This window comes from Nocardiopsis sp. CNZ308, from assembly GCF_004217075.1.
Genome location: NZ_SHKJ01000001.1, coordinates 3,573,710 through 3,592,429 on the forward strand (window position 1 = coordinate 3,573,710; position 18,720 = coordinate 3,592,429).

Sequence of the window (18,720 nt, forward strand, 5' to 3'; positions counted from 1 at the left end):
GGTTACGCGTCCTTGTCGGTGTCGTTGGTCTGCTGCTTGCCTTCGCGCCGTCCGCGGTCCGTACCCTTCTGGAACGCGGACATGTTCCGGCGCAGGCGCGCCAGACGCTCCTGGCCGTCCTGGGCCGCGTTCGAGGAGGACCCGCCCGCCGTCGCGGGGCCGCTCCGGGTGTCGGCCGCGGGGTCGGCGGCCAGCTGCGGAGCCAGGTTCTCCTGGGGCCGCCGCTTGGGCAGCGGCGGCCGTCCCCCGCCCGCCTCGACCATGGCGGGCGGTTCGGCGGCGGAGGGTTCGGGGTCGGGGACCGCGCTGACGGCCGGGGTGCGGGTGGGCAGCGGGGGGCGGTCGCCGTCCGCGTCGAGGAGGTCCGCGCCGCCCGCCGGGGCCTCGGCGGCCTCGGCGGTCACGGTGTCCTCCCCCTCGCCCCCGGCGGAGTCCGCGGAGTCCTCGTCCTCGCGGGCGGGGGCCTCCTCCTTCGGCGCGGACACCGAGGTCAGCACGGGCTTGACGCGCCTGCCGGACGACAGCTCGCCGCCGGGCGTGCGGTCCAGGATCTCGCGCACGTCCCACACGTGCTCGCCGCTCTCGTCGGAGGGCAGGGGGGAGCGGTCGCCGGAGATCAGCTCGTGCGGCAGCAGGACGATGGCCTGCACGCCCCCGTACGGCGACGGGCGCAGGTGCACGCGGATGCCGTGGCGGTGGGCCAGGTGCGAGACCACGAAGAGGCCGAGGCGCATCTTCTCGTTCAGGCGCATCACGTCGAACTCGGGCGGGCTGGACAGCAGCGCGTTCGCCGAGGCGAACTCGCTCTCGGTCATGCCCAGGCCCCGGTCCTCGATCTCGACCGTCACGCCGTTGGGCACGTCCTCGCTGCTCAGGCGCACGTGCGTGTGCGGCGGGGAGAACATCGCGGCGTTGTCGACCAGCTCGGCGACCAGGTGGATGACGTCGGCCACGGCCGGGCCGTTGAGGTGCACGCGGGCGATCCGCTCGCGCTTGACGCGGGTGTAGTCGCCCGACTCGGAGATGGCGCCGCGCAGCACGTCGATCAGCGGCATGGGGCGGTGCCAGGTGCGGCCGGGCGCCTCTCCGCCCAGGATGAGCAGGTTCTCGGCGTTGCGGCGGGAGCGGGTGGCCAGGTGGTCGAGCTTGAACAGCTGGGCCAGCTGCTCGGGGTCCTCCTGCTCGCGCTCCATCCGGTCCAGCAGGCGCAGCTGGCGGTGGACCAGCGTCTGGCTGCGGTGCGCGATGTTGAGGAACACGCGGTTGACGCCCTGGCGCAGTTCGGTCTGCTGCACCGCCGCGTTGACGGCCGCGCGCTGGGCGGTGTTGAACGCCCTGGCCACGTCGCCGAGTTCGTCGTCGCTGGCGGCCAGCGCGGGCAGGGCCGCCTCGGTGTCCACGCGCTCGCCCTCGTGCAGGCGGCGCATGAGGTCGGGCAGGCGGTGCTCGGCCATGTCGTTGGAGTCCTCGCGCAGGCGCAGCAGGCGCTCGGTGAGCGTGCGCGAGGAGCGGCGGGCCAGCGCGAAGGCGAACCCGATGACGGCGGCGACGCCGAGGCTGCCCGCCACGGCGAGGAACACGGCCTGGTTGGCTTGGGCCCGGGTGACCTCCGCGGCGTACAGGGCCTCGTCGGCGCCGATCGCGGTGAGCTCGGAGAGGACGTGGTCGTAGGACTCGTCCCACGCGGCGTAGTCCACCGGCATGGACAGGTCCTGGACCTCGCTGGGCACCAGGGTCACCGGGTCGGTGACCGTCTCGGTGGTCGCCTGTCGGTCGATGATCTCGTCCTGCATGCGCTGGAGGTCGGCGTACTCCTGGCTCGCCAGCAGGTTCTCCAGCCGGGCCTCCTGACCCTCGCCTCCCAGGTAGTGGCCGTTGGCCGCGAGCATGCTCTCGTAGGAGCCGACCAGCTCGGTGAACCGGCGCTGGTCCTCCAGGGTCAGCTCGTCGGTGGCGAAGGCGCGGGCGACCTGGGCGTCGGACTGCGCGAACAGGTCGACCGTGCGGAACATGTAGGTCGCGGTGAAGCTGGAGCTGACCGCGTTCCCGAGGTCGCCCTCGCGTGCCTGGCTGTCGAAGCTGTCGGCGCCGTGCAGGATCAGCTCGTTGTAGTAGTCCAGGACGTCGGCGCGGGAGGCCTCGCCCGCGTCCACCGCCGAGCGGATCGCGCCGATCTCGCCATACTGCATGTGCAGCATCTCGATGTGGTGGCCGCTCTCGCCGGGGGCGATGTCGGCGAAGCCGATGAGCTCGCCCACGATCGCGCCCAGCGAGTCGTCGGTGCTCTCGCGGGCCTCGGCCAGCTGGCCCTCGATCTCCGCGTTCCCGGGGTTCTCGATGTGGGCGATCGTCTGAGACCGCTCCCGCATCACGTCCACGAGGCCGACCGCGGCGGGGGTGACCAGTTCGTCGGTGGCGTTGGCGCGGAGGATCTGGATGACCGCGTCTCCGGTGAGGGCCGCGGTGAGGGCCAGCCAGAGCACCACCAGGGCGGTGGTGGGGATCATGACCATTGCGCGGATGCGGGAGGTGATGCTCCGACCGCGTCGCTCGGGTACTGCCTGCACGGTTCTCCTGTCGATCCGCGTCCGGGGTCTTGTGGGGGGTGGGGGCCGCCGGGGGGAGTCGGCGCGTCCCGGTCCGCCTGTGCGCGGCCTCGTGCCCCGCGGGCTTGCGTCCGTGGGGGGCTCTCGACACGGGACGTACCGCAGGGTAACCACAAGCGCGGTATTTCGGCGTGGGGGATCGTACCTCGCCGGTGAAACGCTGAAATATCCGGGTGGTGGAGGCAGTCTGCCATGGGAGGCGAGAATGTCCACCTCGCGGGTGGGCGGTAGGGGTGTTTCCTCCTGTGAAGCCTTGTGACAATAGGGCAAAGGTCACATATGGCGGAGAGTATGGCAAGTCCTGCTCCGGGTGACCGAACCCACCCTCCCCGAACCCGGCCTCCGCCGCGAATGTCCGCGTTCGCCCCTCGCCCCGGCGCCGTGCGTACTAGCGTTGCGTGTCGAAGGGGGAACACCACGTGACGGGGGGACGCGCATGGGCCGGCCGATGGGCGGGGGAGCGCTCGCCGTGGAGGCCGCGGTCGCGGGGGTCCCGCTGCTGGTGGTCTGCGCGGCGGCGCTCTACCTGAGCCTCCAGTACCGCCGCTACGGCCGCCCGCACGGCTGGCCGGGCCTGTGCACCGCGGCCGCCCTGGCCACGGGCGTCGGCCTGGCGGCGTACGCGGTCTGGCCGCTGCCCGCCTCCGCCGACGGCCTGTGCGCGGACCCCCTCGGCGGTGGCCGGTCCGGCCGGGAACTCCTGTCCGAGCCCCGGGAGGCCGGGGTCCTCGCCCTGTTCCTGGCGGTCGGACTGCTGGCCCGGCACCGCTTCCGCCGCGGCGCCGCGTTCACCGTGCTGCTGGGGGCGGCCCTGGCCGCGGCCGTGGTCGCCGTCCGCGCCACCGGACTCCTGGGCCTGTACCCGTGCGCCTACGCCGGGGCCCCGCCGGGGCTCGTGGCCTGGGGCGCGGCCGCGACCCTGCTCGGCTGGCTGCTCGCCCGGTGGGCGCTCCCGCCCGGGTACGCCCGCGGCTGGCCCGCGGCCGTCGCGGACCGCGCCGTGCCCGGACCGGTGCGCAGGCTCACCGGGGTGCTGCTCGACCTGGGCCTGTGGTGGTTCGGCGCGGCCGCCCTCGCCGTCTCGGCGCACGCGCTCGGCGCCGCGGGACCGGGAACCGGGACGCGTACGACCGCCCTGCTGTGCCTGGGCGGGGCCCTGGCCCTGGTCCCCGCGCTGACGCGTCGCGACCGCGCCACCCCGGGCGCCGCCTCGGTGCGGCTGGCGTTGCGCGATCGCGGGTACCCGGTCCCGGCGGCCCGCTGGCGGGTCCTGACGCGCACCTGCCTGCTCCAGGGTCCCGTCGTCGTCCTCCTGGCCCTGGGCCTGCCCTGGTACGCGCTCGCCGTGGCCGCGGTGCACGTCAGCAGCGCTCTGGTCCGGCCCGACGGCGCGGGCGCGGCCGACCTGCTGTGCGGGGTGCGCGTGTGCGCCCGCGCCACCCTGGACGGCGCCCTGCCCTCACGCCTGGTCCGCTACTCCGCTCCGCGCGGGGAGCCCCTCAGCGCCAGGCCAGGTAGCCCAGCAGCAGCCCCGTGAACACCAGGATCGCCCCCAGGCCGCCGAACAGCACCCGCACGTAGTGCGACAGCCAGGGCGCGGACACGATCCGGGCCCGCTCGGGCGTGTCGGGGTCGTAGGCGACGGTCACGATCTCCCCGGCGCGGGAGGCCGTCCACCCGGTGTTCTCGTGCTCGGCGTGCACCTCGTGCCCGTCCTCGGTACGGAACTGCACGATCATCCGGGAGGCCGTGGAGGTCTCGTGGTAGCCGATCACACGCGCCTTGGCGCGCATCCCGTGTCGGCGCAGCCGCAGTTCCAGGCGCGTGTCACGTGTGACCGCCCAGAGCATGACCACCCCGGCCAGGAGCGGGATCAGGGGGTAGAGGGTGGCCATCGCGCAGTACGTCCTCTCAGGTGTCCGGGGTGCTCGTACGGTCGGGGGAGCCGGAGGGGCCGACCAGACCGTCGGCCATGCGGGCCAGCGTCGCGTGGACCTCCTCGACGGGGCGTCCGGGCTGGAGCGTGCGCCAGTCCAGGGCCACCGTCACCACCATGCCGAACAGGGCGGACCCGGCCAGGCCGGTGTCCAGGTCCGGTCGCAGCGACCCCTCCGCGGCCAGGTCGTCCAGCAGGCCGGTGATGACCCCGATCGCCTCGGTGCGGATCTGGAGGATCGTCGCGTACCAGGCCCGGTTGGTCCGCCAGGCCTCCGCCATGAGCAGGCGGGCCAGGGACTCGTGCTCGCCGATGAACACCACCCCGGCGCGCAGCACGGCGGCGAGCGCGTCGCGGGGGGCGGCGCCGGCCCCGGGAGGGGGCACCGCGTCCTTGAGCGTGTCGGCCAGCCGGGTCACGCCCCACTCCATCAGGGCCGCGTACAGCTCGCCCTTGCCGCCGAAGTTGTAGTAGACGGTGCCCTTGGCCACCCCGGCGCGCTCGGCGATCTCGTCGACGGTCGTGGCGCCGTACCCCTGCTCGGAGATCAGCGTGACCGCGGCCTCGAACAGGCGGCGCCGGGTGGCCTCGCGGCGGCCGCTCACGGGGTGGTCGGACGTGCTCGCACTCATCCGGTCCATTCTCGCCCATACTCGTACAGGTCGCGCCATGTCCGTCACCCCGGCGCACGTCACAGCTTCAGCGCCGGGTGGAGCGCGCCCATCGTCCACACGCGCTTGCGTTCCACTGTCCACCACGTGAGCAGCAAAGGCACCACCAGCCAAAGCGCCATCACCCCGAACGCCGCCCGGACCAGGTCCGGGTCGCCGCCGCCGATCATGTGGCGCAGCGCGGTCACGCCCCAGTGCAGCGGCAGGAACGGCCCCACGGCCTGGAAGAAGGCCGGGCTGGTCTCGATCGGGTACGTTCCGCCCGCCGAGGTGAGCTGGAGCACCAGCAGCGCCAGCGCCACCACCCGCCCCGCCGCGCCGAAGGCCGCGTTCAGGTACTGCACCGTCGCGGCGAACGCGGCGGCGGTCAGCACCAGGAAGGCGATCAGCAGCGGCCAGTTCCCCGCCTCCAGGCCCAGCAGCAGGTGCAGGGCGGTCATCATGACCAGCACCTGGCCGACGCCGAGCAGGAGCGGGGCGACCCGCCCGGCCAGGGCCACCCGCCAGGAGGGGGCCGAGGAGGCCAGGGCCCGCGAGGACAGCGCGGGCAGCACCATGAACACCACCATCGCGCCCACCCACAGCGACAGCGGCACGAAGAACGGCGTGAACCCCGTCCCGTAGTCGGGCGCCTCGTTGGAGACGGCGCTGTCCAGCCGCACCGGACGGCTCATCGTCGAGGAGGCGTCGTCGCGCCCCTGTTCGGAGTAGGTGGGAACCTGGTCCGCGCCCTCGTCGAGTCCCTCGGCCAGCTCGTCGGAGCCCGAGGCCAGCTCCTCCAGGCCCGAGTGCAGCTCGTCGGCGCCGCCGCTGAGCTCGCCCAGCCCTTCGTCGAGGTCGCCGGCGCCGTCGGCGGACTCCGCCAGCCCGTCGCGCAGCTGCGCGGACCCCTCGGCCAGCTCGGCCAGGCCCTCGTCCAGCTCGTCGGCCCGCTCCCGTGCGTCCTCCGCCCTCTCCACCATCGCGGGCAGGTCCTCCGAGAGCGCGGCGGCCTCCGCGCTCAGCGCGGCGGCGTCCTCGGCGGTCGCGGTGATCGCGTCGCGGTTGTCCTCGACGAACCCGGCCGCCGACTCGGCGACGTTCAGGGCCTCCTGGAGGTCGCACAGCAGGGTGTACAGGTCGGGGTCCTCGGTCTCCAGCTCCGGGTGCTCCTCCAGGTGGGCCGCCAGGCGCCCGTCCACCTCCTCCAGGGCCCCGGTGTCGACCTCCGGCAGCTCCTCCAGGGCCGCGGACAGGGCCGCGGTGACCTCGGCGGCGTTCCCGGCGTGCTCCTGGAGGGAGGGGATGTCCTCCTCCAGCTGCGGGAGCCACTCGTCGGCCAGCGCGTCGAGCTTGTCCACCTGGGCCGAGACCTCCTCGGAGGCGGTCGCGGCGCCGCTGGCCAGGTCCTGCGAACCGGCGTACAGCTGGTCGAGGCCGCCGCTGAGCTCCCCGGCGCCCGTGTGCGCCTCGCCGACGCCCCCGGACAGCTCCGAGGACCCCTCCTCGGCCTCGCCCGCGCCGCCGGAGAGCTCGTCGGCCCCCTCCGCGGCCTCCTCGGTCCTGCCGTGGATCTCGTTGAACCCGAGGAAGATCTGGTCCAGGTAGCCGTTGATCGCCGACGCCCCGGCGGCCTCCCGGATCTCCCGGAACGCGCTTCCGGCCAGCTGGCGGACGACGAAGCTGTTGGAGTCGTTGTAGTGCGCCTCCAGGGTCGCCGGGGAGGGGGACTCCCGGTCGCGGGAGGGTGAGGTCAGGTCGGCGCTGAAGTCGGAGGGGATGGTCAGGGAGACGTAGTAGGTGCCGTCGGCGACGCCGCGCGCGGCCTCCCGGGCGCTCACCAGGTGCCAGTCCAGGTCCCCCCGCTCCAGGAGGGTGTCGGTGAGCTCGCCTCCGGCGTCGACCTCGCGGCCCCCGACCTCGACCGGCTCGTCCTCGTTGACGAGGGCGACCGGCAGGTGTTCCATCCGGCCGAAGGGGTCCCAGAACGACCACAGGTACATCCCCGAGTAGAGCAGCGGGATGAGCAGGAGGGCGGCCAGCGCGGCGGCGGGCAGCGGCGAGCGCAGGAAGGAGCGCACGGTCAGCAGCCCGAGCCGGGGCACCGCGAGGGGGCGCACGAGCGGGCGCGAACGCCTACGCCCGGCCACGGTCGCCTCCCTCCTCCCGGCCGCCGCGCAGGATGTCCAGGCCGACGTGGCGGCGGTGCCGCCCGCGGCGTCCGCCGGTACCCGGCCCCGCGGCGGACGCGCCGCCGGGGGAGCCCGCGCCTCCGGCGGCGGCCGCGGGGGCGGACGGGGTGCCCGCGTCCTGGCGCAGCGGGATCGGCCCCTGGGTGTCCGGCCCCGCCACCTCGGCCAGTTCGCCGGAGTCGGCGCAGGTGGCGACCACCGTCAGCCCCTCGTCCGACAGCGTCTTGAGGGTGCGCCACAGGTCGGCCTGGTGCCCGGGTTCCAGGCCGCCGTCGACGTCGTCCACGGCCAGCAGCCGAGGCTCGGCCAGCAGGGCCAGGGCCAGCCCGAGGCGGCGCCGTTCGACCATGGACAGCTCCCGCACCAGCGACCGGCGGTCCAGCCCGCCCAGCCCCGCGGCCTCCATGGCCTCGTCGGCCAGGCTCCGCGCGGCGGGGCGCATGCGCAGCAGCAGCCCCTCGGACAGGTGCTCGCGGACCCGGAGCCGCTCGTCCAGGGGGTTGACCTCGTCCATCAGCCCGAGCGAGCTGATCCGGCGGACCCGGCGCGCGTGCCGGGGCAGGGCGTGGCCGTCCACGTACAGGGTTCCCTCGGAAGGGCGCATCCGGCCGGTCAGGGTGAGCAGCAGGGCGCTGCGCCCGCCCCCGGAGTCGGCCCGGAAGACGGTGAGCGTGCCCGGCCGGGCCGTGAACCCCACGTCGGTGTACACGGGGCCCTCCCGGGTGGCGAGCCCGACGCCCTCGGCCTGTACACGAGCTCCGGTCGCCCGTCGCATCCCTCGGCCCCCTCCGATTTTTGAACTGACCAGTCAGTGCAAAACTGCGGAAACCACCGTACAGCGCGCATACGCCTCCTCCGGGCACCGGGAGCTGTGGAGTGTCGCACAGCGCCGCCGCCCGCTCCCGTGCGCCGCGCGCGAACGGGTAATGGGATTGGATGGGAGGGCGCGTACCACCGAACGAACGGGAGGATCGGGATGTCGGAGATCTCCGAGCGGGTCGCGAGGGTCCTGGACGACCCGGAGAACTGGCCGAGCGACCCCAAGGAGGCCGTCGCGCTCCAGCGCAGGCTCGCCGACCGGGTCCGCGTGGAGCCGTTGGACGTGGACGCGGTGCGGCTGGTGGCCGGGCTGGACGTCAGCTACTCCACGGACAACACGGCGCTCTCCGCGGCGGCCGTGGTCATGGACGTGCGGACCCTGGAGGTGGTCGAGTCCGTCGCCATCTCCTCCGAGCCGTCCTTCCCCTACATCTCGGGGCTGTTCGGGTTCCGCGAGTCCCCGCCGGTCCTGGAGGCGCTGGGGCAGCTCAAGGTGACCCCGGACGTGTACCTGTGCGACGGCTTCGGCCTGGCGCACCCCCGCCGCTTCGGGGTCGCCTGCCACCTGGGGGTGCTGCTGGACCTGCCGGTGGTGGGGTCGGCCAAGTCGGTGCTCTTCGGCAGGCACAGCGTGCCCGGTGAGGAGCGGGGGTCGTGGACGCCCATGGTGGCCGGGCGCTCGGAGGTGGTCCCCGACTCCTTCGCGCTGGCCGACCAGGGCAAGGAGGTCCTCGGACGCGTGCTGCGCACGCGCAGGGGGGTCAAGCCCGTCTACGTGTCCGTCGGCCACCGGGTGGACCTGGAGGGCGCGGCCGAGCTGGTGCTGCGGCTCTCACCCAAGTACCGCGTGCCCGAGCCGGTCCGGCACGCCGACAAGCTCTGCGGCGAGCACCGCAAGGCGGTACTCGCCGCGAAGGAGGGCCGGACCGGCTGACCCCTGGTCTCCCGCGCCCTGAGCCCTGGCCGCGCCCGCCAGGGCGCGGAAACGCGAGGGGCGCGCCAGGGTTGTGCAGGACGAGCCGAGCCGCTGGCGAGGAACGAGCGTCAGGCGTGGGCGAGGACGAAGAACTCCTGGCTTTCGGCGCCCTGGGCCCCGGCCGCGCCCGCGAGGGCGCGGAAACACAGGCCCTACCAGCTGGTGGGGACCGGGCGCCCCTCGTTGTACCCGGCGGCGCTCTGCACGCCCACCACGGCGCGCTCGTGGAACTCCGCCAGGGAGGAGGCGCCCGCGTAGGTCATCGAGCTGCGCACACCGGCGACGATCTGGTCGATCAGGTCCTCCACACCGGGGCGCTCCGGGTCCAGGTACATCCGGCCCGTGGAGATGCCCTCCTCGAACAGCGCCTTGCGGGCCCGCTCGAACGGGGAGTCCTCGGCGGTGCGCAGCCGGACCGCGCGGGCCGACGCCATGCCGAAGCTCTCCTTGTACTGCCTGCCCTCGGCGTCGCGCATGACGTCGCCCGGCGACTCGTAGGTGCCCGCGAACCACGATCCCACCATCACGTTGGACGCGCCCGCGGCCAGGGCGAGGGCCACGTCGCGCGGGTGGCGCACGCCGCCGTCCGCCCACACGTGCCCGCCCAGCTCGCGCGCGGCCTCGGCGCACTCCAGCACGGCGGAGAACTGGGGACGGCCCACGGCGGTCATCATGCGGGTCGTGCACATCGCGCCCGGGCCCACACCGACCTTGACGATGTCGGCGCCCGCCTCGATCAGCTCGCGCGTGCCTTGGGCGGTGACGATGTTGCCCGCCACGATCGGCACCCGCGGCGACAGCGCGCGCACCTTGGAGACCGCGGTCAGCATCTTCTCCTGGTGGCCGTGCGCGGTGTCGATGACCAGGGTGTCCACCCCGGCCTCCAGCAGCTCGGCGGCCTTGCCCGTCACGTCGCCGTTGATGCCGACGGCGGCGGCCACGCGCAGGCGGCCGTCCGCGTCCACGGCGGGCGTGTACAGGGTGGAGCGCAGCGCGCCCGTGCGGGTCAGCACGCCGACCAGGGCGCCGTTCCCGTCCACGACCGGGGCCAGCCGGTGGCGGAAGTCGTGCAGCATCCCGAACGCCTCACGCGGCTCGGTGCCCGCCGGGATGGTCATCAGCTCGGCGGACATCACGTCGCGCAGCTGCGCGAAGCGGTCCGTTCCGGCGCAGTCGGCCTCGGTGACCACGCCGACGGGCCTGCGGTCCCCGTCCACCACGATCACGGCGTTGTGCGCGCGCTTGGGCAGCAGGTTGAGCGCCTCGCCGACGGTGCTGGACGGGTTGAGCGTGATGGCGGTGTCGTAGACCAGGTGCCGCTTCTTGGTCCAGGAGACGACGTCGGAGACCACGTCGAGGGGGATGTCCTGCGGGATGACCGCGACACCGCCGCGCCTGGCGACGGTCTCGGCCATCCTGCGCCCGGCGACCGCGGTCATGTTCGCCACGACCAGCGGGATCGTGGTTCCGGTGCCGTCCGGCGACGACAGGTCCACGCTGAGCCGGGAGCCCACGGAGCTCCGGTTGGGGACCATGAACACGTCGCTGTAGGTCAGGTCCTGCTGGGGTGCCTGGTCGTTGAGAAAACGCAATGCCTCTACCTCGGTCGAGACCGAAGGGGGTGGACCATCCGCCGCATGCCGCGCGCGGCCGCCTGTTGATCCCCCTCTTACCGGTCAAGTATGCCGTCACGGATTAGGTCGGTCGACATCCGATCTGGCATGATGACCCGGATCCCCGCCGACACAGCCCTTCCCCGCCCCTGTCAGCGCGTCGTCGGGCGCCGGGGCCCGGACGGGCGTTCCTGGAGAGCCCGCATGCCGCGTTTCACTTTCGCGCAAGTCAAGGAAGAGACCTACAAGGCGAAGGACGCCTGGTGGACGGTCTTCCTGGTGGACCCCCTGGCCGGACGCCTCGTCGTCTGGACCGCGAACCGCACCAACATCACGCCCAACCAGCTGACGCTGGGGGCGGGGGTCTTCGGTCTGCTCTCCATGCTGTGCTTCGTCGCGCCGGTCCTCGTGCCGGGCGGCGGGGGATGGAACTGGGCCTGGCTGCTGGCGGGCGGACTGCTCTTCCACCTCAGCTTCGTGCTGGACTGCATGGACGGCAAGATCGCCCGGCTCAAGGGCACCGGCACGGTCTTCGGCAGCTGGGTGGACTTCGTCTTCGACCGCATCCGCTTCTTCGGCTGCGTGATGGCGCTGCTGATCGGCCAGTGGCTGCTCACCGGACACGAGGTCTACCTGATCGCGGCGCCGGTGGTGGTCTTCTTCGACCTGCTGCGCTACCTCAACGGCCCGCAGGTCGCCAAGACCCGCCGGACCATGAACCAGACCCTCGCCGAGCTGACCGGGGACATCGACCGGCTCGCCGCCGCCCAGCGCGAGGCCGACCCCGAGGACGAGGACATGGGGGAGGCCCCCGCCCCCGCCCGGACGGGCGCCCCCGCCCCGACCGGCCTCTACCCGCGCGTGCGCGACCGGCTCCTGCGCCACCGGGTGCGCCCGCACCTGTTCAGCGGCATCGAGTTCGAGATGTTCCTGTGCGTGGTGGCTCCGGTGACCGCGCTGGTCTCCCTCTTCACCCCGCTCAACAGCCTGATCATCCCGGTCGCGGTGTTCTCCGTCCTGGCGCTGGCCTTCTTCGAGGTGATCCTGGTGCTGCGGCTGTGGAAGGACACGAACAGGTTCGAGACGCGCCGCCGCCAGCTGCTGGCCTCGGGCGCCGTCCCCGGCGCCGCCGCGGCACCGCACCCGACCGGCGGGAGCTGAGTCGGCCCTCCCCACCGCGGGCGGGAGCGACACGGGAGGGGCGGGTCCGCGCCGAAGCGGACCCGCCCCTCCCGTGTACGCCGCGCCCCTCGCGCGGGGCCGGGTCAGACCCCGGCCTTCTCCTTCTCGCGCCCGCCGTCGCCGTTCCCGCCGCTGCCGGTGTTCCCGTCTGCGCCGGTCTTCCCGGCGCCGCTCGGCGCGCTCGGCGCGGAGTCCTGGCGCAGGAACCACGTCAGCTGCGGTTCCACCGCCCAGCGCAGGCCCGCGCGCACCCACGGGGTGCACAGCAGCAGTGTCAGGGCCACGCCCAGCAGGACCGTGACGACCATCTCCGTGGCCCCGGACATCAGGCTGTACCAGGGCGAGGCCTGCAACAGGACGATCACCACCGAGTGCCCCAGGTACACGTACAGCGTGTAGGCCCCCAGGGACGTGAACCACGTGCGCTGCTTGGGCATCAGGGCCAGGACCGCGAAGGACATCACCAGCGCGAGGGCCATGAAGCCGACCCGCACGCCCAGACTCGGCAGGATCGGGTCGATCTCGCGGTCGGTGAGGCTGTTGGTCCAGAAGAGCCAGGAGCGGCTCATCTGCTCGGAGATGGGTACGGCCAGCGCCGCCGTCACCCCCAGCACCAGCACGGACGCGATCCGCACCCAGAGCCGGTCCAGGTAGGCGAAGTGCTCGCGGCGCAGGCTCAGCCCCAGGACGAAGAACGGCAGGAAGCTCACCACGCGGCCCAGGGAGAGCGTCTCCCCCAGGCTCGCCGTGGCCCCGAACACGGAGATGAGCACCGCGATGAGCACGGGCCAGCGCAGCCGCTTCCAGACCGGCACGCTCAGGCGCCACACGAACAGGGCGACCAGGAACCACAGGGCGTAGGTCGGCTGGAGCACCGACATGGTCTCGGGCAGGCCGCCGCGTTCGACCGCGTAGATGGACTGGTGGATGGTCCAGAAGATCAGGTAGGGCACCGCGAGCGACACGACCAGCTTCTCGACGCGGTTCGACGAGGCGTCGAAGGACCGCGAGAGGTAGCCGCTGATCATGATGAACGCGGGCATGTGGAAGAAGTAGATCCAGTAGTAGAGGGCACTGGCGGGCCCGTACTCGCGTAGTGGGCCGATCGCGTGGCCGACGACGACCAGGGCGATCAGGACGAACTTGGCATTGTCCAGACGGGCGTCACGGCCTGGACCCGGGGCCGCCGTGGTGGGGGCGACCGCGCCGTGCCCCGGTTCCTGACGCTGGGATGCCGGACTGGTCATGGATGAGGCCACGAGTGGACTCCGAGATCATCTGCTTCTGGGACGTGTGTGCTCTCCTCCGGCCGTGCGCGCGGCCCGTGGGCCGACCGCGGGGCCGGAACGCGGGTGGCGCGGTGCCGCGTGGGGCGCGAGGGGGACACCGTAAGGTCGGATGAAAGAACATGTGCTGCGTTACCTTACTGTGATGTAGCAAAGTATGCCAGCGGTTCTCCGGAGATCGGTGGAAAGTCGCCGGAGTCCTGCCTCGGTTGAGGTGGGGTTGGGGCTCGTGAGACATGTGTGGCACGAGCGGCTCGGCAGGGGGTAGCTTTCCGTGTGCAGACCCTAACCCATCATCGCCACCGTCTTCTACAGAGGGTGACGGGCCGGGTCTGTTCCGGACCCGGCCCGCGGAGGTCACGCCGCTGACTGTGTGGCCGCGGCGGGCGCGCCGCTAGGCTGCTCTCGTCAGACGGGCGGTTCCGACCCGGTCGAGATACGGAAGAAGGCGGTGGAAGCCGTGCCGCACGCGGTGGACCCCAACCGTGCCGCTCAGCACGGGAACGTGGTCATGCGACTCCTCGACGAGCTCTTCCCGCTCGTGGAGGGGTTCTACGTCGACCTGCACAAGAACCCCGAGCTCTCCCACGCGGAGCACCGCACCGCCAGCGGTGTCGCCGAGTGGCTCACCCGGACCGGTTACGAGGTCCACAAGGGTGTCGGGGGGACCGGCGTGGTCGGCATCCTGCGCAACGGACCGGGGCCCACGGTGATGCTGCGCGCCGACATGGACGCGCTCCCGCTGGAGGAGAAGACCGGGCTGCCCTACGCCAGCACCGCCCGCGCCGCCAACGACGAGGGCGCTGAGGTCCCCGTCATGCACGCCTGCGGGCACGACGCCCACACCGCCTGCCTGGTGGGCGCCGCCGACCTGCTCTCGGAGACCCGCGACGAGTGGGCCGGAACCGTGATGGTCGTCGCCCAGCCGGGCGAGGAGACCCTCGACGGGGCGCAGGCCATGCTGGAGGACGGGCTGTTCGACCGCTTCGGCCGCCCCGACGTCATCCTCGGCCAGCACCTGGGCCCGCAGCCCGCCGGACTGATCTCCCACCGCGCCGGGGTCATCCTCGGCGCCTCCAACTCCTACCGCGTGCGCGTGTACGGGGAGGGGGGCCACGCCTCCCAGCCGAACACGACCGTGGACCCGGTGCTCATCGCGGCGAGCATCGTCACCCGCCTCCAGGGCGTGGTCTCCCGCGAGGTCAGCCCGAGCGAGATGGCGGTGCTCACCGTCGGCAGGATCCAGGCGGGGACCAAGGCCAACATCATCCCCGACGAGGCCTACCTGGAGATCAACACCCGGGCCCTCAACGACAACGTGTCCGCCCAGCTCGAAGCGGCCATCGAACGGATCGTGCGCGCCGAGGCCGCCGCCTCCGGAGCCGCCCGCGAGCCGGAGATCGAGCGCTTCCAGGGCGCGGGGGTCACCCGCAACGACCCCCAGAGCACCGCCGACGTGGCCGCCGCGCACCACGCCTACTTCGGCGACGAGTACGTCATCCACCTGCCCGACCCGTTCCCGGCGACCGAGGACTTCAGCTACTTCGGCCTGCCCGGCGATCCGCAGCCGATCCCGTACGTGTTCTGGTTCGTCGGCGCCACCCCCCACGACGTGTGGGAGGCCGCCCCCGGCGACACCCCGTACGAGAAGATGGGCAACGTCCCCAGCACCCACTCGCCGTTCTTCGCGCCCGCCCGGGAACCCACCCTGCGCGCCGGGCTGGCCGCGATCACCGTGGCCGCGCTGTCCTACCTGGGCGACGACAGCCCGAAGGCGCCGGCCGAGGACACGCCCAACGACGCCTACGACAGCGCCTACCTCGCCTCGTCCTGGCCCGCCCCGGAGGAGGACCGGGCGCAGACCGCCTGGCCCGCCCCGGAGGAGGACAGGGCCCAGACCGCCTGGCCCGCCCCCGACGAGAACCGGCCCCAGTCCCCCTGGCCCGCCCCGGACGATGACCGGGCCAAGTCCACCCACGAGGCCGACATGGACTCCGTGATGGAGGCCCAGGACGAGGAGCACCGCCAGGAGTGGCGCGACGGCAAGACCGAGGAGTCCACGCTGTCCGCGGACATGGCCGCGCTGCTGGAGGACGACGACCGGCCGCGCCCGCCGTCCGGCCCCTCCTACGGGGGCCCGCCCCCGCCTCCCGACGACGACCGCCCCGGCTCCGAGTACCGCCTCTGACCACGGATGGCCCAACGCCGGCTGCGCCATCCCCGGGAGATCCCCCTCCTGGTCGTGTGCGTGGGGGTGACCCTGCTCGCCGTGGTGGGCGCGGTCAGCCGCGCCTACTCGGGTGAGCCCAACCAGCCGCTGCTCCTGCTGAGCATCCCCGCGCTCGTGTACTTCGTGCGCGGGCAGCAGTACGCGCGCCAGCGGGTCAACGGGGTGCGCATCACCGAGAACCAGTTCCCCGAGGCCCACCGGATGGTCGTCGAGGCCGCCGCCGCGTTCCGCATGAAGCGGGTGCCCGAGGCCTACGTCGTGCTGGGCAACGGTGAGCTCAACGCGTTCGCCTCCGGGCACGGCTTCCGGCGCTACGTGGCCGTCACCAGCGACCTGTTCGAGGTGGGCGGCCGGCTGGCCGACGCCGACACGCTGCGGTTCGTGATCGGCCACGAGGTCGGCCACATCGCGGCGGGCCACACGTCGTTCTGGCGCCAGTTCGGGATCTCGGTGGCCAACGTGATCCCCGGCGTGGGCACCAGCCTGAACCGCGCGCAGGAGTACACCGCGGACAACCACGCCCACGCGTTCTGCCCCGAGGGCATGCAGGGGCTGCGGGTGCTCGCCGCGGGCAAGTACCTGTACCCGGCCGTGGACTTCCACGACATCGCCGCCCGCGCACGCACCGACACGGGCTTCTTCGTGCTGCTGGTCAACCTCCTGTCCAGCCACCCCGTGAACACGTTCCGCTTCGCCGCCCTGGCCGACCGCACCAGGCCGGGCAGGGTCTTCTAGAGGCGGGGTCCGCTCCCCCGTGCAGGACGGGGAACGCCCTCTCCCGCCCTAGCGCCGTCCGGCCAGCCGCGCCGCCGCCTGCGGGGGCAGCGGCTCGTGGCGCGCGTACTCCCGGCTGAACACGCCCGTACCGTGCGAGATCGACCGCAGCTCCACCGCGTACCGGACGATCTCCAGCTCCGGCACCTCGGCGCGCACCACCGCCCGGCCGCCCCGCACCGCCTCGGTCCCCACCACCCGGCCGCGCCGGGCCGACAGGTCGCTCAGCACCGCGCCCAGGTAGGCGTCGTCCACCTCCACGGACACCTCGTCCACCGGTTCCAGCACCGCCAGCCGCGCCGAGGCCGCCGCGTCCCTGAGCGCCAGCCGCCCCGCCTTCTGGAAGGCCATGTCCGAGGAGTCCACCGAGTGCGCCTTGCCGTCGTAGAGCGTCACCCGGATGTCCACCAGCGGATACCCCGCCCCGGAGCCCGCTCCGTCCCCCGGAGCCGCGCCGCGCTTCGCGCCGGTCCCCGTCCCGAGGCCGTCCGCCATCTGCGCGCGCACGCCCTTCTCCACGGACAGCACGAACTGGCGGGGCACCACCCCGCCCACGATCTCGTCGACGAACTCCAGGCCCGCGCCCGGCTCCAATGGCTCCACGCGGATCCGGCAGACACCGAACTCCCCGTGCCCGCCGCTCTGCTTCACGTTCCTCCCGGTGCCCTGCGCCGGAACCGCGAAGGTCTCCCGCAGCGGCACGCGCACCTCCCCGGTGGCGACCCGCACCCCGTGGCGGTGCTCCAACCGGTCCAGCGCGGCGTCCAGGTGCGCCTCGCCCAGGCTCCACAGCACCATCTGGTGGGTCTCGGCGTTCACCTCCACCCGCAGCGACGGGTCCTCCGCCACCAGCCGGGCCACCGCCTGCGACAGCTTGTCCTCGTCCCCCGACGACGCCGCGCTCACCGCCACCGGCAGCAGCGGACGCGGGAAGCGCCACGGCGCCACGCGCACCGGCCGCTCCGGCTCGGAGAGGGTGTCGCCGGTGCGGGCGTCGGGAAGTCTCGCCACCAGGCACAGGTCTCCGGCGACCACCTGGCCCACCGGCCGGTTCTCGCGGCCCAGCGGCACGGACAGCGGTCCCGTGCGCTCGTCGTTGCCGGTCCGGTCCAGCTCGTCCTGGCCGGTCAGCCCGCACGGGACTCCGTGGCCGTGCAGGTGGACACGGGTGTCGGGGCGCAGGGTCCCCGAGAAGACGCGCACGAGGCTCACCCGGCCCACGTACGGGTCCCCGGCGGTGCTGAGGACCTGCGCGACCAGGGGTCCGTCCGGATCGCAGGACAGCCCCGCCGCCGGTTCGCCCTCCGGAGTGAAGGTCTCGGGAAACGGGCGCCGGGTCGGGTCCGGGCACGAGAGCGGCAGTTCGCGCAGCAGTTCGCGCACACCCACCCCGGTCGTGGTGCTGATCGCCAGGACGGGATGGAAGCCGCCCGCGGCGACCGCCTTCTGGAGGTCGTCGATGAGCAGGTCGGGGTCGAGTCCGCCGCCCTCCATGTAGCGCTCCATGAGGGCCTCGTCCTCGCTCTCGGTGATGACCTCCTCGACGAGGGTCTCCCGGAGCGGCCCGGCCGCCTCGCGGAGCCAGTCCGGCACCGGACGCGCCGAGGGGGCGGACCCGGGCCCGCCCCCTCCGGCGCGGCCGGAGCGCTTCGCGCGCTCGGAGCCGGCGGAACCGCCGACGTCAGCGGGCCCGCCGGAGTAGTCGTAGTACCGCTCGGAGACCAGCCCCCACAGGCCGACCACGCGGCGGTCGTCCCCCGTGCCCTCCACGGCCGGGACGTAGGCGGGGTGCACGCCCGGACCGAACGCCTCCCGGCACTGGGCGACCACCTCGTCGTAGTCCGCGCGCGGGTGGTCGATCCTGGTGACGGCCACCGCCCGGGGCATGCCGACGGCGGCGCACTCCTCCCACAGCACGCGGGTGCGGCCGTCCACGCCCTCCAGGGCGGACACGACGAACAGGGCGGCGTCGGCCCCGCGCAGCCCGGCGCGCATCGCCCCGATGAAGTCCGCGTACCCGGGGGTGTCCAGCAGGTTGACCTTGACGTCGCCGACCATGACCGGGTTGACGGTGAGGTTGACCGACCGCCCCTGCCGGATCTCGACCTCGTCGTGGTCGCTGACGGTCGTGCCCTCCTCCACGCTGCCGGGGCGGCTGACCTCCCCGGCGGCGGAGAGCAGCGCCTCGACCAGGCTCGTCTTACCGGCGCCGGACGGTCCGACCAGCGCGACGTTGCGGATGTTGCGGGGCCCGTCGGCCCTCGGTACGGCTCCGGCTGAGGCTCCGGTTCCGTTGACGTTGTGATCTGCCATCCCTGCTACCCAGCCCTTCGTGGTCCGAGCGGTGGCCGCACGGAACGGGCGGACCCGTCCATGCTGTGACCTGTGTCACTTCCAAGGTCGCCCTTCTCGGGCCGCACGGCAAGAGGTGGTCAGGAGCGGGAGCAGCCGTGGAT

13 protein-coding genes are annotated in these 18,720 nt (G+C 73.3%); 5 read left to right on the forward strand and 8 right to left on the reverse strand.

Going from position 1 to position 18,720, the window contains the following annotated elements; translation table 11 throughout:
• Positions 1 to 2: 2 nt before the first annotated feature.
• Positions 3 to 2,567, reverse strand: a complete 2,565-nt coding sequence (locus tag EV372_RS15600; RefSeq protein WP_130396567.1) for a sensor histidine kinase — start codon at positions 2,565 to 2,567, stop codon at positions 3 to 5.
• A gap of 475 nt (positions 2,568 to 3,042) precedes the next feature.
• Between EV372_RS15600 and EV372_RS15605 the strand changes: the two genes are divergently transcribed.
• Entirely contained in the window at positions 3,043 to 4,143 is a 1,101-nt protein-coding gene (locus tag EV372_RS15605; protein WP_130396568.1) for an antibiotic resistance protein VanZ, read from the forward strand.
• Here EV372_RS15605 and EV372_RS15610 read toward each other — a convergent pair.
• Genes EV372_RS15610 through EV372_RS15625 form a run of 4 tightly spaced genes read right to left on the reverse strand, consistent with a single transcriptional unit; the run spans position 4,106 to position 8,159 of the window.
• The gene (locus EV372_RS15610; RefSeq protein ID WP_013151336.1) at positions 4,106 to 4,501 is read right to left on the reverse strand and encodes a DUF3592 domain-containing protein; all 396 of its coding nucleotides are present in this window, start codon (positions 4,499 to 4,501) and stop codon (positions 4,106 to 4,108) included. The genes EV372_RS15605 and EV372_RS15610 overlap by 38 nt on opposite strands.
• 16 nt (positions 4,502 to 4,517) lie before the next feature.
• The gene (locus EV372_RS15615; RefSeq protein WP_130396569.1) at positions 4,518 to 5,183 is read right to left on the reverse strand and encodes a TetR/AcrR family transcriptional regulator; all 666 of its coding nucleotides are present in this window, start codon (positions 5,181 to 5,183) and stop codon (positions 4,518 to 4,520) included.
• Between the two features lie 50 nt (positions 5,184 to 5,233).
• Complete coding sequence (locus EV372_RS15620) at positions 5,234 to 7,342, reverse strand: YhgE/Pip domain-containing protein (protein ID WP_165435993.1); 2,109 nt, start codon at positions 7,340 to 7,342, stop codon at positions 5,234 to 5,236.
• Positions 7,329 to 8,159 carry an ATP-binding cassette domain-containing protein gene (locus EV372_RS15625; protein WP_130396570.1) on the reverse strand — a complete coding sequence of 277 codons (831 nt, stop codon included), beginning with the start codon at positions 8,157 to 8,159 and terminating at the stop codon, positions 7,329 to 7,331. Before EV372_RS15625 ends, EV372_RS15620 begins: the two co-directional genes overlap by 14 nt.
• A gap of 201 nt (positions 8,160 to 8,360) precedes the next feature.
• On the opposite strand from EV372_RS15625, the gene EV372_RS15630 reads away from it, so the two are divergent.
• Entirely contained in the window at positions 8,361 to 9,137 is a 777-nt protein-coding gene (locus tag EV372_RS15630) for an endonuclease V (RefSeq protein ID WP_130396571.1), read from the forward strand.
• A gap of 194 nt (positions 9,138 to 9,331) precedes the next feature.
• On the opposite strand, the gene EV372_RS15635 is transcribed toward EV372_RS15630, so the two are convergent.
• Positions 9,332 to 10,771: a GuaB1 family IMP dehydrogenase-related protein gene (locus EV372_RS15635; protein WP_071621321.1), complete on the reverse strand. Its 1,440-nt coding sequence runs from the start codon at positions 10,769 to 10,771 to the stop codon at positions 9,332 to 9,334.
• Positions 10,772 to 10,996: 225 nt separating this feature from the next.
• Here EV372_RS15635 and EV372_RS15640 point away from each other — a divergent pair, with 225 nt between their 5' ends.
• The gene (locus EV372_RS15640) at positions 10,997 to 11,953 is read left to right on the forward strand and encodes a CDP-alcohol phosphatidyltransferase family protein (RefSeq protein WP_130396572.1); all 957 of its coding nucleotides are present in this window, start codon (positions 10,997 to 10,999) and stop codon (positions 11,951 to 11,953) included.
• Between the two features lie 104 nt (positions 11,954 to 12,057).
• Here EV372_RS15640 and EV372_RS15645 read toward each other — a convergent pair whose 3' ends face one another.
• Positions 12,058 to 13,221, reverse strand: coding sequence for an acyltransferase family protein (locus EV372_RS15645; RefSeq protein ID WP_130396573.1), 1,164 nt, complete (start codon positions 13,219 to 13,221; stop codon positions 12,058 to 12,060).
• 490 nt (positions 13,222 to 13,711) lie between these two features.
• Here EV372_RS15645 and EV372_RS15650 point away from each other — a divergent pair, with 490 nt between their 5' ends.
• Positions 13,712 to 15,448: an amidohydrolase gene (locus tag EV372_RS15650; protein ID WP_130396574.1), complete on the forward strand. Its 1,737-nt coding sequence runs from the start codon at positions 13,712 to 13,714 to the stop codon at positions 15,446 to 15,448.
• A 6-nt stretch (positions 15,449 to 15,454) separates the two neighbouring features.
• Entirely contained in the window at positions 15,455 to 16,225 is a 771-nt protein-coding gene (locus tag EV372_RS15655) for a M48 family metallopeptidase (RefSeq protein WP_130396575.1), read from the forward strand.
• A gap of 48 nt (positions 16,226 to 16,273) precedes the next feature.
• Here the strand turns inward: EV372_RS15655 and EV372_RS15660 are convergent, their stop codons facing one another.
• Entirely contained in the window at positions 16,274 to 18,577 is a 2,304-nt protein-coding gene (locus EV372_RS15660) for an elongation factor G-like protein EF-G2 (RefSeq protein WP_130396576.1), read from the reverse strand.
• Between the last annotated feature and the right edge of the window lie 143 nt (positions 18,578 to 18,720).

What these genes read in the sequence shown, in the direction of transcription:
- EV372_RS15605 (WP_130396568.1), top strand. Translation starts at nt 3,043, where the DNA reads ATGGGCCGGCCGATGGGCGGGGGAGCGCTCGCCGTGGAGGCCGCGGTC.
- EV372_RS15610 (WP_013151336.1), bottom strand. Translation starts at nt 4,501, where the DNA reads ATGGCCACCCTCTACCCCCTGATCCCGCTCCTGGCCGGGGTGGTCATG.
- EV372_RS15615 (WP_130396569.1), bottom strand. Translation starts at nt 5,183, where the DNA reads ATGGACCGGATGAGTGCGAGCACGTCCGACCACCCCGTGAGCGGCCGC.
- EV372_RS15625 (WP_130396570.1), bottom strand. Translation starts at nt 8,159, where the DNA reads ATGCGACGGGCGACCGGAGCTCGTGTACAGGCCGAGGGCGTCGGGCTC.
- EV372_RS15630 (WP_130396571.1), top strand. Translation starts at nt 8,361, where the DNA reads ATGTCGGAGATCTCCGAGCGGGTCGCGAGGGTCCTGGACGACCCGGAG.
- EV372_RS15640 (WP_130396572.1), top strand. Translation starts at nt 10,997, where the DNA reads ATGCCGCGTTTCACTTTCGCGCAAGTCAAGGAAGAGACCTACAAGGCG.
- EV372_RS15645 (WP_130396573.1), bottom strand. Translation starts at nt 13,221, where the DNA reads ATGACCAGTCCGGCATCCCAGCGTCAGGAACCGGGGCACGGCGCGGTC.
- EV372_RS15655 (WP_130396575.1), top strand. Translation starts at nt 15,455, where the DNA reads ATGGCCCAACGCCGGCTGCGCCATCCCCGGGAGATCCCCCTCCTGGTC.
- EV372_RS15660 (WP_130396576.1), bottom strand. Translation starts at nt 18,577, where the DNA reads ATGGCAGATCACAACGTCAACGGAACCGGAGCCTCAGCCGGAGCCGTA.